Origin of the sequence: Campylobacter lari (assembly GCF_900638335.1) — a bacterium.
Lineage (GTDB): Bacteria > Campylobacterota > Campylobacteria > Campylobacterales > Campylobacteraceae > Campylobacter_D > Campylobacter_D lari_E.
Genome location: NZ_LR134508.1, coordinates 914,968 through 927,674 on the forward strand (window position 1 = coordinate 914,968; position 12,707 = coordinate 927,674).

At 28.6% G+C, this 12,707-nt stretch carries 17 protein-coding genes; 6 read left to right on the forward strand and 11 right to left on the reverse strand.

What is annotated here, in order from left to right:
* Positions 1–17: 17 nt before the first annotated feature.
* From rpsF to EL235_RS04740, 4 genes are read left to right on the forward strand one after another with little or no spacing between them, the layout of a single operon-like run.
* Complete coding sequence (rpsF, locus tag EL235_RS04725) at positions 18–392, forward strand: 30S ribosomal protein S6 (protein WP_039626409.1); 375 nt, start codon at positions 18–20, stop codon at positions 390–392.
* A 3-nt stretch (positions 393–395) separates the two neighbouring features.
* Positions 396–923 (forward strand): single-stranded DNA-binding protein, encoded by a 528-nt coding sequence (locus EL235_RS04730; RefSeq protein ID WP_126340912.1) that lies wholly within the window; start codon positions 396–398, stop codon positions 921–923.
* An 11-nt stretch (positions 924–934) separates the two neighbouring features.
* Entirely contained in the window at positions 935–1,195 is a 261-nt protein-coding gene (rpsR, locus tag EL235_RS04735; protein WP_039618521.1) for a 30S ribosomal protein S18, read from the forward strand.
* Positions 1,196–1,243: 48 nt separating this feature from the next.
* The gene (locus tag EL235_RS04740; protein ID WP_039626413.1) at positions 1,244–1,885 is read left to right on the forward strand and encodes a MarC family protein; all 642 of its coding nucleotides are present in this window, start codon (positions 1,244–1,246) and stop codon (positions 1,883–1,885) included.
* On the opposite strand, the gene EL235_RS04745 is transcribed toward EL235_RS04740, so the two are convergent.
* Genes EL235_RS04745 through fliW form a run of 5 tightly spaced genes read right to left on the reverse strand, consistent with a single transcriptional unit; the run spans position 1,867 to position 4,414 of the window.
* A complete protein-coding gene (locus EL235_RS04745; protein ID WP_039626414.1) occupies positions 1,867–2,289 on the reverse strand; it encodes a hypothetical protein in 423 nt (140 codons plus the stop codon). The two genes, EL235_RS04740 and EL235_RS04745, sit on opposite strands and share 19 nt — an antisense overlap.
* Positions 2,286–3,014 carry a type II secretion system protein gene (locus EL235_RS04750; protein ID WP_126340913.1) on the reverse strand — a complete coding sequence of 243 codons (729 nt, stop codon included), beginning with the start codon at positions 3,012–3,014 and terminating at the stop codon, positions 2,286–2,288. Before EL235_RS04750 ends, EL235_RS04745 begins: the two co-directional genes overlap by 4 nt.
* Positions 2,998–3,294, reverse strand: coding sequence for a hypothetical protein (locus EL235_RS04755; RefSeq protein ID WP_039626416.1), 297 nt, complete (start codon positions 3,292–3,294; stop codon positions 2,998–3,000). The genes EL235_RS04750 and EL235_RS04755 overlap by 17 nt, the downstream gene beginning before the upstream one ends.
* Positions 3,291–4,019 carry a pyrroline-5-carboxylate reductase gene (locus EL235_RS04760; protein ID WP_114640413.1) on the reverse strand — a complete coding sequence of 243 codons (729 nt, stop codon included), beginning with the start codon at positions 4,017–4,019 and terminating at the stop codon, positions 3,291–3,293. Before EL235_RS04760 ends, EL235_RS04755 begins: the two co-directional genes overlap by 4 nt.
* Positions 4,019–4,414, reverse strand: coding sequence for a flagellar assembly protein FliW (gene fliW / locus EL235_RS04765; RefSeq protein WP_012661666.1), 396 nt, complete (start codon positions 4,412–4,414; stop codon positions 4,019–4,021). Before fliW ends, EL235_RS04760 begins: the two co-directional genes overlap by 1 nt.
* 176 nt (positions 4,415–4,590) lie before the next feature.
* On the opposite strand from fliW, the gene bamD reads away from it, so the two are divergent.
* Together bamD and lon are read left to right on the forward strand one after the other, a co-directional pair.
* Entirely contained in the window at positions 4,591–5,247 is a 657-nt protein-coding gene (gene bamD, locus EL235_RS04770; protein ID WP_126340914.1) for an outer membrane protein assembly factor BamD, read from the forward strand.
* Positions 5,247–7,625, forward strand: coding sequence for an endopeptidase La (gene lon / locus EL235_RS04775; protein WP_039626422.1), 2,379 nt, complete (start codon positions 5,247–5,249; stop codon positions 7,623–7,625). Before bamD ends, lon begins: the two co-directional genes overlap by 1 nt.
* Before the next feature lie 14 nt (positions 7,626–7,639).
* Here the strand turns inward: lon and EL235_RS04780 are convergent, their stop codons facing one another.
* From EL235_RS04780 to EL235_RS08180, 6 genes are all read right to left on the reverse strand, one after another.
* Positions 7,640–9,013 (reverse strand): MCP-domain energy taxis signal transduction protein, encoded by a 1,374-nt coding sequence (locus EL235_RS04780; protein ID WP_039626424.1) that lies wholly within the window; start codon positions 9,011–9,013, stop codon positions 7,640–7,642.
* A gap of 8 nt (positions 9,014–9,021) precedes the next feature.
* Positions 9,022–9,516, reverse strand: coding sequence for a PAS domain-containing protein (locus EL235_RS04785; protein WP_039626426.1), 495 nt, complete (start codon positions 9,514–9,516; stop codon positions 9,022–9,024).
* Between the two features lie 48 nt (positions 9,517–9,564).
* Positions 9,565–10,776: a threonine ammonia-lyase gene (gene ilvA, locus EL235_RS04790; RefSeq protein ID WP_039626428.1), complete on the reverse strand. Its 1,212-nt coding sequence runs from the start codon at positions 10,774–10,776 to the stop codon at positions 9,565–9,567.
* A 2-nt stretch (positions 10,777–10,778) separates the two neighbouring features.
* The gene (locus EL235_RS04795) at positions 10,779–11,138 is read right to left on the reverse strand and encodes a CoA-binding protein (RefSeq protein WP_052243335.1); all 360 of its coding nucleotides are present in this window, start codon (positions 11,136–11,138) and stop codon (positions 10,779–10,781) included.
* Between the two features lie 68 nt (positions 11,139–11,206).
* The gene (locus EL235_RS04800) at positions 11,207–12,379 is read right to left on the reverse strand and encodes an MFS transporter (protein WP_164717494.1); all 1,173 of its coding nucleotides are present in this window, start codon (positions 12,377–12,379) and stop codon (positions 11,207–11,209) included.
* 10 nt (positions 12,380–12,389) lie between these two features.
* A complete protein-coding gene (locus tag EL235_RS08180; protein ID WP_126340916.1) occupies positions 12,390–12,629 on the reverse strand; it encodes a MarR family winged helix-turn-helix transcriptional regulator in 240 nt (79 codons plus the stop codon).
* Between the last annotated feature and the right edge of the window lie 78 nt (positions 12,630–12,707).

The following is a 12,707-nucleotide window of genomic DNA, read 5'->3' on the forward strand; positions in this document are numbered from 1 at the left end:
CCATAAGGAGAAATTAAATGAGACATTATGAAGTTTTATTCATATTAAAACCAACACTTACAGAAGAAGAAGTAAGTGCTAAGTTGGAATTCGTAAAAGAAGTCCTTACAAAAAATGGCGCAGAAATTGAAAGCGTGGTTCCAATGGGAACAAGAAAACTTGCGTACAAAATTAAAAAATACGAAAGAGGAACTTATTTTGTGATTTATTTCAAGGCTCCTACAAATTTAATTGCAGAGCTTGAAAGGGTATTAAGAATCACTGAAGAAGTAATTAGATTTTTAATCGTAAAATATGAAAATAAAAAAGAAATTGCAGCTTGGGAAAAACTAAGCAAAGGTGTCAAACAAAATAAAAAAGAAATCAAAGCTAGTGAAAATACAGAAGGCTAATTAATGTTTAATAAAGTCGTTTTAGTAGGGAATCTTACAAGGGATATAGAGATGCGTTATGCTCCATCAGGTAGCGCAATAGGCTCTTCTGCTATAGCTGTAACAAGAAGATTTAATACAAATACAGGAGAAAAAAGAGAAGAAACCTGCTTTATCGACATTAGTTTTTTTGGTAGAACAGCAGAGATTGCTAATCAATATCTTAACAAAGGTAGTAAAGTTTTAATTGAAGGTCGTTTGAGATTTGAGCAATGGAGCGATCAAAATGGACAAAATAGATCAAAGCACAGTATTCAAGTTGAGAATTTAGAAATGCTAGGTTCAACTGTACAAAATAACCAACAAAACAATTTTGACAATCAAAATTATGGTTATAATCAAAATTTTAATCAACAACAAAGCTTTGATCCTTATGCTCAAGTACAAACCAAAACAAACCCATCTAATACTTATCAAAATCCTCAAAAAGAACCCCCTATGAAGGAAATTGATATTGATAAATATGATGATGACACAGAATTACCATTTTAAAGGAAAAAATCATGGCAGAAAAAAGAAAATATTCACGTAAATATTGCAAATATACTGAAGCTAAAGTTGATTTCATCGACTATAAAGACACAGCATTGTTAAAACATGCTTTATCAGAAAGATTTAAAATCATGCCACGCCGTTTAACAGGTACTAGCAAAAAACACCAAGAAATGGTTGAAGTTGCTATTAAACGCGCAAGACATGTAGCACTTATCCCTTACATCGTAGATAGAAAAGAAGTTGTTACTAATCCTTTTGAAGGACTATAATTAAATCAATCCCAAGCTTTTTAGCTTGGGAAAATAAAAGGTTGTTTTATGTTTTCAGATATAGAATCTGAAATTTATATTATCTTACTTGCTTCTGTTACCATTATAGCAGTTTTAAATCCTTTTGGAAATCTTCCTCAATTTCTCGCAATGACTGAGGGCTTAGATGCCGATACAAGAAAAAAACTTTTTAGAAATATCATTTATACTGCATTTTGTATTGTTTTAGTTTTTTTACTTTCTGGACCATTTATCATGAAATATTTATTTAAAATAGATATTAATGATTTAAGAGTTGCAGGTGGTTTGATTTTAATCATCATGAGCACTAAAAACTTACTTTTTACTCCATCAAGTTCTCAATTTCAACATTATCAAGGATTAAGCCATAAAGAATTATTGAAAAAAAGTATAGTGCCAATGGCATTTCCTATGCTAGTAGGTCCTGGGACACTTTCTACTATAGTGGTTATTTCAGAAGATCAAAATTTAGCTATAGCTATAGCTTCTGTATTGCTTACCTTTGCTTTTATTTTTGCTTTATTCCACTTTTCAGCTACTATTGAAAAAGTCATAGGAAAGCTTGTGCTTTATGTTTTTTCACGTATTGCTTTAGTTTTTATTATGGCTATGGGAGTAAAAATGATAGCTATTGGAATTCAAACTTACATTCAATCCAATTTAGGATAAACAAAAAAACTTTTTTGTAAAAACACTTCTTCATTTACCGCTTTATTACCATTTAGCAACACACTAATATTTACGGCTACAATACTTTTTGCATTAGCATTATTTGCTATCAATTTATATCCTTTACACTCACCCAAAGGATAAGCATAATCAATTCGTATTTTTATATTATTATATTCAAAATTATATTCATTTAAGCATTCCTTACCCTCCAAATAGGCTTGATATAAAAAATATTTAGAAAGCTCTTTTGCATCATGAAGTAAAATCTTTCCTTGAGTATAAAGAGTTAAATCTTTCATAATTCTTGGAGAATATGAAGAAATTTTTATTACAAATACCATAACAAAAGAGATAAATAAAATAAAAGATATTGTATAAACCATAGCAAAAGATTTTTTCATAAAAACATCCACTTAGATAAGCATTCATTTTGACTTTTATCACATATTAAAACTTTTAGCGCCTTATCATCTTGTTTGAAAATAAGCTTTGAAATATTTTGAGCTAATAAAAAAGATCGTTTGTTATAATTTAAATCATCTATTTGCATATAAATATTTTCATTTTCTAAATATACTCTAACATAAGCATATAAAATAGTATAAAATCCACCAAATTTCTCATTAAGAAAATGGATTTTCTCCCTATCATTCACTAATGCTTTATAAATTTTTGAATTTTTTATATCATAAAAATACATATAATCATTAGCATATATTTTTAACTTTTTTTCTCTATGCATATCTTTATAATTACTTAAAATTCCTTTGGAAATTCCATTTTCTATAAAATGCAAATTGCTTTTTGGACTAAAAAAACTTTCATTGTTTTCTAAAATAATGCCACTAAAGTTTAATTTTTCCAATGATAAATCATAAAAAATATCATCATTTGCACTCATGTAGCACTCAAAAGAACTACTTGTCAATGTCGCATTTAAACAAGAATGATAAATTTTTTCCATACTAAGCAAAGTTTGGTTTAAATTTAAAAATACTGTGTTGGAATTTTTAATTTTATAACTATGATTATAAAGATGTATGGCCGGATTGCTTAAGATAGTAATCAATACACCCAAGATAACAATGCTTAGTGCAAGCTCTAATAAACTAAAAGCTTTTTTCATCTATAAAAGCTTCTTTGTAGGATAAATCTTTTATTTTTAAAGATTTAAGTTTAAACTCATCACTGGTGTATTCTAAAAAGTTATAAGTATTTATATTGATTTCTTTTGCCTTATATGAAGGATTTTGCATAAATAAATCTTTTTCTTCATTAAAAAGGATTTGATTTTGCCATATAACATTTAAAGATTTATTTGCAAATATAATATAGTAAGATCCAAAAACAAAAGATAAAATTATAATACAAAAAGCAAGCTCTAGGAGACTAAAAGCTTGCTTCATTTGTTTAAACTTGCATTAAAAGCTTCAAAAAAAGCACCGCGCAAAGCTCTTTTTTCTAAAGCCTCAACTCCTCTTATAGTTACCCCTGCTGGAGAACAAATTTTTTCTTTAATAATAGCAGGATGTGTATGGTTAAACAAAGCACTAAAGCTTTCAAAACTTGCACGAGTAAACTCATAACTAAGCTCATTTTTTAAACCATTTTTAACACCTGCATTTGCTAAACTTTCTGCCACCAAAGCCAAAAACGCAGGAGCACAACCACTTAAAACCATAGCCACATCAAATTCTTTTTCATTTTGCAAACTTATGGCTTTACCAAAAGTATTTAACAAAGATAAAATTTCATCTTTATATGAATCATTTTCCATCAAATATGCAGTCGCTGAGGCTTTAAATTCAGCTGCTGTATTTGGCATGATTTTTATATAATTTTGCGCATCAATACAATGAAGTTGCTCAAAAGTAGTATTTGCTAAAACTGAAATAAGCCATCTTGCCTTGCCTTTTAATTTAACAGCTACTTCTTCTAAAGCATAAGGTTTAAATGCTAAAATAACATTTTTATCTTCTAAATCAAATTCTTCATAAGATAAAACTTCTAAATTTAAGCTACTAGCTTTTTTTAAATCCCTAGCAACAATAACTACTTTATAAGTATCTTTTAAACCTTTAGCTATAGCACTTGCCATAGCGCCATTTCCTAAAATATAAATTTCAGACATTATTTTGTTTGTTTAATAAAAGCTGAAATCTTTTCAGATTGAAAATAATTAGGATATTTGCTTGTATCTAAAATCACTTGCACTAAAGAATTATTATCATAATTCATCACAACAGGTGCTAAAAAATTAACCGTAGATTCTTCTAACGGCTCATTAATAGCCACTATAACAAATACACCAAAATTAGTTTGTTCATTTAAAGCTAATAATTCTTGATAATAATCAGGTACTTCAAAATCATAATCAGGACGGATCATATAAGGATCAATCATCACAAAAGAAAAATCTTTACCATCAAGGCTTTTAAGTCTATAAAAAACCTCGTCTATTTTATAAAAATTCATATTTTTGGTATCTTCAAAACCCAAAATAGGACATTTAACTTCTAAGTTCATTTTGCCTCCTAAAATCTATTGACTAAGAAATTACAACTCATAAAGCAATTTTAGTTCCAACTTTTTAAATTACACTAATTAAAACTTTTTGATTATAATTTTAATTTAAAAATTAACATTTTCATAAACATAAAAACACTATAATTATAAACTATATAAATTTATAAGGTAACATCATGAAAAAAATTTTTCTTTTATCGTTTATTATTGCAGGTTTATTTTTAGGAGCATGCAGCTCAAAAAAGGCTGAAGATTTATATAATCTAAGTTCAATGGAATGGTATCAACAAATTATAAAAGATTTACAAGAAAAAAATCTTGAAGCAGCTGATAAACATTATACTTCAATGGCAGCTGAGCATATTGCTAATCCATTATTAGAACAAACTTTACTTATATTAGCTCAAGCTCATATAAGCGAAGAAGAATATGAAATGGCAAATTATTATCTTGATGAATATTTAAACAAATTTGGTGACTCAAAAAATGTAGCTTATATAAGATATTTAAAAATCAAAGCCAAATTTGACTCTTTTGCTGTACCAAATCGCAACCAAGTGCTAATGCTAAAAACAATAGAAGAAATCAACGAATATAATCAAAATTACCCTAATGTGCAATATAATGATTTAATTGACACCATGCTTACTAAATTTAATTTTGCAATTTTTTACCTTGATACAAGCATAGCAGAGTTATACGAGAAAAAAAATAGAGAACAAAGCTATGAGATTTATAAGCAAAAAATAGAAAATTCCGATTTTAATAAAATTGATATGATTAAACCAGAGCTTCCATGGTATAGAAAAATATTTGAAGAAGGTATAATGTAATGAAATTAGAAAATACTCAAAACTATCCAACAAAACTTCCTGTTCTTGTGGAAGATGAGCTTTTTTTATATCCTTTTATGATAACACCGATTTTTTTAAATGACATGCAAAATATCAAAGCCTTAGATACTGCTTTGCAAAATGAAAGCATGATTTTTGTAGCACCATCTAAAATTGAAGGCGGACGCGGTTTTGATGATATTTATGATTGCGGGGTAATAGGGACTATAATGAGAAAGGTTCCACTGCCTGATGGCCGTATTAAAATTTTATTTCAAGGCTATGCTAAAGCTAAAATTATTGAGAAGATCTCGGATGATCCTTTATTTGCATTAGTTGATTTAATTCATCAAGAGCCAATTTGTAATACAAAAAAAGAAGCTATTATTGAAGTAGTAAGAGAAAAAGCTAAAGCTTTATCTACTGTGAGTCACTATTTTCCACCTGATCTTTTAAGAACCATAGAAGAAGATGTTGAGCCTAGTAGAATTTGTGATTTGATACTAAATTCCATCAAAATCAAAAAACAACAAGCATATGAATTTTTTATTGAAACAAATTTGGAAACAAAACTTTTAAATTTAATTGATTATTTAGCTAAAGAAATTGAAGCAAATAAAATCCAAAAAGAGATCAAAAATAAAGTTCATTCTAAAATAGACAAAGTTAATAAAGAATATTTTTTAAAAGAACAACTCAAGCAAATTCAAAGAGAACTTGGAAGTGATATACAAAAAGAAAGTGAAGTAGAAGAATATAATAAAAAACTAGAGAAGAAAAAAGATTTCATGTATGAAGAAGCTTACAAAGAAATCAAAAAACAAATTCAAAAATATGAAAGAATTCATCAAGATAACTCAGAAGCATCTATGGTACAAACTTACATAGAAACAGTTTTAGATATACCTTTTGAACACTCTTCAAAGAAAAAACTTAATTTAAAGGATGTATCTTTACAGCTTAACAGTGATCATTATGCTCTAGAAAAACCAAAAGAGCGTATTGAAGAATACTTTGCAGTTAAAGAACTTTTAGAAAAACGCAAAATAAAAGATAGAGATGGTGCAAAAGTTATCTTGTGTTTAGTTGGACCTCCAGGTGTTGGTAAGACTTCTTTGGCAAATTCAGTTGCAAAAGCACTAAAAAGGGAATTAGTGCGCATAGCTTTAGGTGGTTTAGAAGATGTAAATGAATTAAGAGGACATAGAAGAACCTATATAGGAGCTATGCCAGGTCGCATTATACAAGGACTTATAGAGGCAAAACAAAGCAATCCTGTTGTTGTACTTGATGAAATTGATAAATTAAGTCGTAATCACAGAGGAGATCCAAGTGCAGTTTTGCTTGAAATCTTAGATCCTGAACAAAATACTAAATTTAGAGATTATTATCTAAATTTCAACATCGATTTAAGCAAAATCATTTTCATAGCCACAGCAAATGATGCAAGTTTAATTCCCCCTGCTTTAAAAGATAGAATGGAATTTATAGAACTTAGCTCTTACACTCCTCAAGAAAAATTCCAAATAGCCAAAAATTATCTCATTCCTGATGAAATAAAAAAACATGGTCTTAAAGAAAAAGAAATTAGCTTTGATAATGAAGCTATAGAATTAATAGTCAATGAATATACTAGAGAATCAGGTGTAAGAAATTTAAGAAGAAAGATTGCTGAAGTTTGCAGAAAATGCGTCAAAAAACTTCTTTTAGATGAAAATACGAAGAGTATTAGGATTAATGTTAAAAATTTAAAAGATTTTTTAAGTAAGAAAGTCTTTGAGATAGAAAAGCATGAAAAAGAAAACAAAATTGGTCAAGTAAATGGACTTGCATGGACTGCAGTAGGCGGAGATGTATTAAAAATAGAAGTCATTAAAATCAAAGGCAAAGGCGAATTAGCTCTTACAGGAAGTTTAGGTGATGTGATGAAAGAATCAGCAAAAATTGCTCAAAGTCTTATTAAAAATTTAATTGATGAAAATCAAATTAAAACACCAAAGAATCTTTTTTACAAAGAAGATGAGAGTGTTTATAATCAATATAATCTTCATATTCATGTGCCAGATGGCGCTACCCCAAAAGATGGTCCAAGCGCAGGTATAACAATCACCACAGCTATTGCTTCTGTTTTTAGCAACAAAAAAGTAAGATCTGATGTTGCAATGACAGGAGAGATTGACTTAATGGGTAATGTTTTACCAATAGGTGGTTTAAAAGAAAAACTAATCGCTGCTTATAAAGCTGATATTAAAACAGCAATCATCCCACATAAAAACTATGAAAGAGATTTAAAAGATATCCCAGAAGAAGTAGCAAAAAATATGAAAATAATCGGGGTAAAAACTTTAAACGAGGTGCTAAAAATAGCTCTTGCTTAAAAACTAGAAGCTTATCAAGCTTCTAGTTTATCCATAATAGCCTTACTTTCTTTTTCTAGTTCTTGTATATCACAAACTATTGCATTATATGTATCTTTATCAATATTTTCATTTTTAGAAAGCTCAACCGCTGTATTAGCTTTATTTTGTATCAATTCACGCTTGATATCTAATTCCCTAGGTGAAACAAGCGAACAAAATACACTTTGAGCATCTTCATCTTTACATAAAGTAGAAATAGGATCTAAATTTTGAAGTTTTTCTTGTGATCCATTAAGTGTTAAATACACATCAGATTTATATAAAATATGATCTATCTTCATAGCAGAAAGAGTTAAATTAGAAGCAAAACCCACAAACTCTCTTCCTAAATGCAAACTTTTATCCTCAAGTTCTTTAAACGCTTTACTAAAATCTAAAATTTTAGTATCCGAAGAATTAGCAATATCATATACTTTTTCACTATTTTCTTGTATTGAGCCAATTTCTTGATTCATTACTTGAATTGCTAAAGTAATCTCACCTGTTGCTTTTTGGGTTTTTTCCGCAAGTTGCCTTACTTCATCTGCAACTACTGCAAAACCCCTTCCATGTTCACCCGCACGAGCAGCCTCAATAGCTGCATTTAAAGCAAGTAAATTCGTTTGGTCTGCTATATCTCTAATTACACCTACAATAGAATTAATGTTTTGAGAATTTGAAACAAAGGTGTTAATAACGCCTTTACTCTCTTCAGCAACTTCCATCATCATATCTACCGAGGATTTAAGCTCATCAACCTCTTTACCGTTTTTTTGAGCAGTATCTGAAATAATCTTAATATCTCCAAAAACCTCTCTCATTAGCTTTATATTGTTATTTAGAGCATTAGATACATTAATTAAATTTTGATTTTGATTATTTAAACTTATATCCATTAGTTTTCTTGATAAAGCATTTTTAAAAACAGATTTCCCCGTTTTTTCTATATCATCCAAAGCCTTGTTAATAAATTTAATATTATGAACAAAAATTCCTTTTAAACCTTCAGGTATAGCCCTTCTAAAATACTCTCCATTTTGCGAGCAAGCAATAGAGGTATTAATTTCTCTCAAATAAGCCTCCAAGCCATCTATTGTATTATTAAGATTATCTGCTACTTCTTTTAGTTTTTTATCACGACATTTAATATAAACTATACGTCCATCAAAATTTCCATTTTTCAATTCTTTGCTTAGGTTTAAAATTTTATCCACAAATTGCTCGTTTGTGTTTTCTAAATAAGCACCAAAAACAAATACTAACAACAAAAGCACGAAAAATACTATCGAAAAATATTCTTTAAAATATAAACCACAAAGTATTGCCAAAATGTTTAAAATAATTCCGCTATATATTATTTTTTTCATTACCTACCTCACTGTTTTTGAAGCTCTAAAATTAACTGATTATAACTCATACCATAGGAATTAACTATTTTAATAAGCTCCTCCACTCCTGCTTTTATACCGCCATTCTTTTCTGCTTCTAAAAGAATTTTATAAACTTGTTCTATGGTTGGTATAGCTTCTCTTTTAGGCTTTCTTCTTACTGAATAATAATTTATAATATTTCCTTGTTCATCAAATGAGGCTGTAACATTAGTAAAAACCCAATAATAATCATTTTGTTTAGTTTTATTTTTTACAAAAGCAAAAATTTCTTTTCCATCTTGTATATAATCCCACAAACATTTAAAAACAGTTCTAGGCATATCAGGATGACGCACGATATTGTGAGGCTTATATAAAATTTCTTCCATTTTATAGCCTGCATATTTTAAAAAATCATCATTAGCGTAGATAATATCCCCTTTTAAATCGGTTTTAGAGGTTATCAAAGTATCTGGTTCTAAAATCTTTTCTTGTGACATATTTTCCCTTGGCTTATAATTTATTTATAAAGTATTATATTTTATTTTTTATAAAATTTCATTAAAATTAAAACCTTTGTCATAAAGTATTTTTCTAACTAATTCTTGATGCTCTTTTCCTTTAGTTTCTAAAGTGATTGAAATCATCGCATCACCATAGTCAAGCTTAGTTGAAAATCTATCATAATCAATTTTAACTATGTTAGCTTGAGCTTCTTTAATCGCATCACTCAAAGCACTCAAAGCACCCGGCTTATCAATCAAAGTAACATTAATAAGCATTTTTCTAAAAGCTTTAAATAAACCTTTTTCTATAATGATATTTAACATTTGTACATCAATGTTTCCACCACTTAAAATCACACCAATTTTTTTATGATTTTTTAAATCTATTTTTTTATGCAAAAGAGCAGCAACTGCTGATGCTCCCGCTCCTTCAACTGTTATTTTGTGCTTTTCAAGTAAATACAATACCGCATTAGCTATTTCTTCATCATCAACTTGAATAAAATCATCAACACATTCAAGAATAATATCAAAATTAATTTTATTCACATCACGCACTGCTATACCATCAGCTATAGTTCTAACAGTTTTTGAATTAATCATTTTTTTACTTTTAAAACTCTCATACATCGCAGGAGCTCCCTTAGCACTCACTCCAATGACTTTTATAGCAGGATTAATTTGCTTAGCAGCACTTGCCACACCACTAATCAAACCTCCCCCACCAACTGGAGCTAAAATCATATCTAAATCACTTATTTCATCAAGCATTTCAAGCATTAAAGTACCCTGCCCTGCTATAATGCTTTCATTTTCAAAAGGATGAATGAAATTTAAATGATGTTCTTTGGCATAATTTAGCGCATAAGCATAAGCTTCATCAAAATTATCTCCTTTTAAAATCACTTTTGCACCTAAATTTTTAGTCGCACTTACTTTTAACAAAGGCGTAGCTTCAGGCATAACAATCACAGCTTCTATACCAAATTTTTTAGCACTAATTGCTACTCCTTGTGCGTGATTTCCGGCACTTGCAGCTATTACGCCTGCTTGTTTTTGCTCTTTAGTTAAATTAGCTATTGCATTATAAGCCCCTCTGATTTTATAAGCACCTGTTTTTTGCAAATTTTCACATTTTAAAAATACATCAGTTTCTAAAAACTCACTCAAAAAAGAAGAGTGCACAAAAGGGGTTTTTAGTACAAAATCTGCGATTTTTTGTTTTGCTTGATAAATTTTATTTAATTCAACCATGATTATCCTTTTTGTAGTTCTATTTTAATGCAACAATCTTGAACGCAATTTATACCATATTTTTTACACTTTTGCATTATTTCTTCATTGATAATACCAAGTTGCATCCAAAAATTTTTAATATTTTTAAATAAAAGTTCTTCAAAAATTTCATTTGCAAAACTTGCTTTTCTAAACATTACAACCGTATCAATTTCGAAAGGAATTTCTTTTAAGTTTCTATAAACTCTTTCATTTAAAATAAAATCTTCTTTAGGATAGATGGGATAAATTTTATAACCTAAATCTTGTAAATATTTACTTACAAAATGCGAAGGTTTATCTTGATTAGGGCTAAGCCCTATGATGGCTATATTTTTCATAGAACTTAGTATTTTATGACTATCATGCAATGCTTTTTCCTTTTTAAAGCATTGTATCTAAAATCAAATTAACAAGAAGCTTTTTTTACAATCAATAAACAATATAAAACCAAAGCTATTATAACCAATAAAGCACAAAAAGCATAAACATTAGCAAAACCTATACTTGGCTCTATAATGCCTAGCAAATAAGGGCTCACTCCTATACCAAAATCTAAGGCCGTAAAAAATGTAGAATTAGCCAAGCCCATTTTTTCTTTAGGTGCAAGTTTTATAGCTAAAGCTTGAGCACTTGAAGTAGCATTAGCATAACCTAACGCACAAAAAACTCCAGCTAAAATAATCATATAAAAATTTAATGCAAAAGCAAGTAAAAGCAAACATACTATAAAACTCAAAAAAGAAAAAATCATCACAATATTAGCACCATATTTATCAAACACTTTACCAGCAAGTGGTCTAAAAATCATAGAAAATCCAGCATATACCACAAAAAACATAGATCCAGCAAAAACTAAATTTAAACTTTGGGTATAAGCACTCATATAAGCTATAATAGCACCAAAAGGACATGCAAGCAAAAAGGTCACTAAGGCTAAATTTAAAACTGATTTTTCAAAATAATTATAAATACTAAATTTTCTCTTTATATGATGATGTTTTTTAAATCTTCTTACTTTTAAAAAAATAGATAAGATTAATGCAAAGACAATACTCAAACAAGCTATTAAAAAACTGAGCCAAAATTGATTGATAGAGTCAAGTTTTATGGCCAAAAAAGGGCCTAAAGCTGAAGTTAAAACAACGCTTGTAGCATAATATCCTATACCAACTCCTCTTTTATTGCTAGGTATTATCCTAGCAATAGCTACCCCGCACGCACAAGAACAAATTCCATAGCAAATCCCAGCCAAAAAGCGTATCAAAATCAAAAAATATACATTATAAAATTTCAAATACATTAAATTAACAAAAAGATAAAACAAAAGCGAAAACACTATAACCTTTTTTATATTAACATCATCGATTATAGAACCAAAATAAAGTCTAGAAAGTAAAGCGCCTATAACAAAAGCTCCCATGATAAGACCTGCGGTGCTAGTTTGAAGGTTTAAAACACCTAAAACATAATCTGTACTAGAAATAGTACTCATATAAAAAACAAGACAAATAGCAAAATTTATCCCAAAAATACATAAAAAATTTATATTAAATAAGTTATATTTTTTACTTAAGCCCATGAAAAACCTTTTAAATTTTCTCATTGATATAATCAAGTAATTTTAAAAGTATTTCTTGATCTTTTACATCTAAGATATCCAAAATCTCTTTTTCGTATTTTCTTATACAAGTATTTGCATCTAAAAAAATTTCTTTGCCTTTAGTATTTAAGCTAATGATTTTTTCTCTTTTATCATCTGCTTTTAAAAACTCTATATATTCAAGTTTTGCTAATTTAGAAACAACTCTAGAAAGTATAGCTTTATCCATCTGATAAAACTCACATATCGGAGCCAAAGCACTATAACCATGCTGATTTAAATATACAAAAACCCTCCAATCACTTGA

Coding starts and splice junctions, on each gene's coding strand:
- rpsF (WP_039626409.1), top strand. CDS start 18: ATGAGACATTATGAAGTTTTATTCATATTAAAACCAACACTTACAGAA.
- EL235_RS04730 (WP_126340912.1), top strand. CDS start 396: ATGTTTAATAAAGTCGTTTTAGTAGGGAATCTTACAAGGGATATAGAG.
- rpsR (WP_039618521.1), top strand. CDS start 935: ATGGCAGAAAAAAGAAAATATTCACGTAAATATTGCAAATATACTGAA.
- EL235_RS04740 (WP_039626413.1), top strand. CDS start 1,244: ATGTTTTCAGATATAGAATCTGAAATTTATATTATCTTACTTGCTTCT.
- EL235_RS04745 (WP_039626414.1), bottom strand. CDS start 2,289: ATGAAAAAATCTTTTGCTATGGTTTATACAATATCTTTTATTTTATTT.
- EL235_RS04750 (WP_126340913.1), bottom strand. CDS start 3,014: ATGAAAAAAGCTTTTAGTTTATTAGAGCTTGCACTAAGCATTGTTATC.
- EL235_RS04755 (WP_039626416.1), bottom strand. CDS start 3,294: ATGAAGCAAGCTTTTAGTCTCCTAGAGCTTGCTTTTTGTATTATAATT.
- EL235_RS04760 (WP_114640413.1), bottom strand. CDS start 4,019: ATGTCTGAAATTTATATTTTAGGAAATGGCGCTATGGCAAGTGCTATA.
- fliW (WP_012661666.1), bottom strand. CDS start 4,414: ATGAACTTAGAAGTTAAATGTCCTATTTTGGGTTTTGAAGATACCAAA.
- bamD (WP_126340914.1), top strand. CDS start 4,591: ATGAAAAAAATTTTTCTTTTATCGTTTATTATTGCAGGTTTATTTTTA.
- lon (WP_039626422.1), top strand. CDS start 5,247: ATGAAATTAGAAAATACTCAAAACTATCCAACAAAACTTCCTGTTCTT.
- EL235_RS04780 (WP_039626424.1), bottom strand. CDS start 9,013: ATGAAAAAAATAATATATAGCGGAATTATTTTAAACATTTTGGCAATA.
- EL235_RS04785 (WP_039626426.1), bottom strand. CDS start 9,516: ATGTCACAAGAAAAGATTTTAGAACCAGATACTTTGATAACCTCTAAA.
- ilvA (WP_039626428.1), bottom strand. CDS start 10,776: ATGGTTGAATTAAATAAAATTTATCAAGCAAAACAAAAAATCGCAGAT.
- EL235_RS04795 (WP_052243335.1), bottom strand. CDS start 11,138: ATGAAAAATATAGCCATCATAGGGCTTAGCCCTAATCAAGATAAACCT.
- EL235_RS04800 (WP_164717494.1), bottom strand. CDS start 12,379: ATGGGCTTAAGTAAAAAATATAACTTATTTAATATAAATTTTTTATGT.
- EL235_RS08180 (WP_126340916.1), bottom strand. CDS start 12,629: ATGGATAAAGCTATACTTTCTAGAGTTGTTTCTAAATTAGCAAAACTT.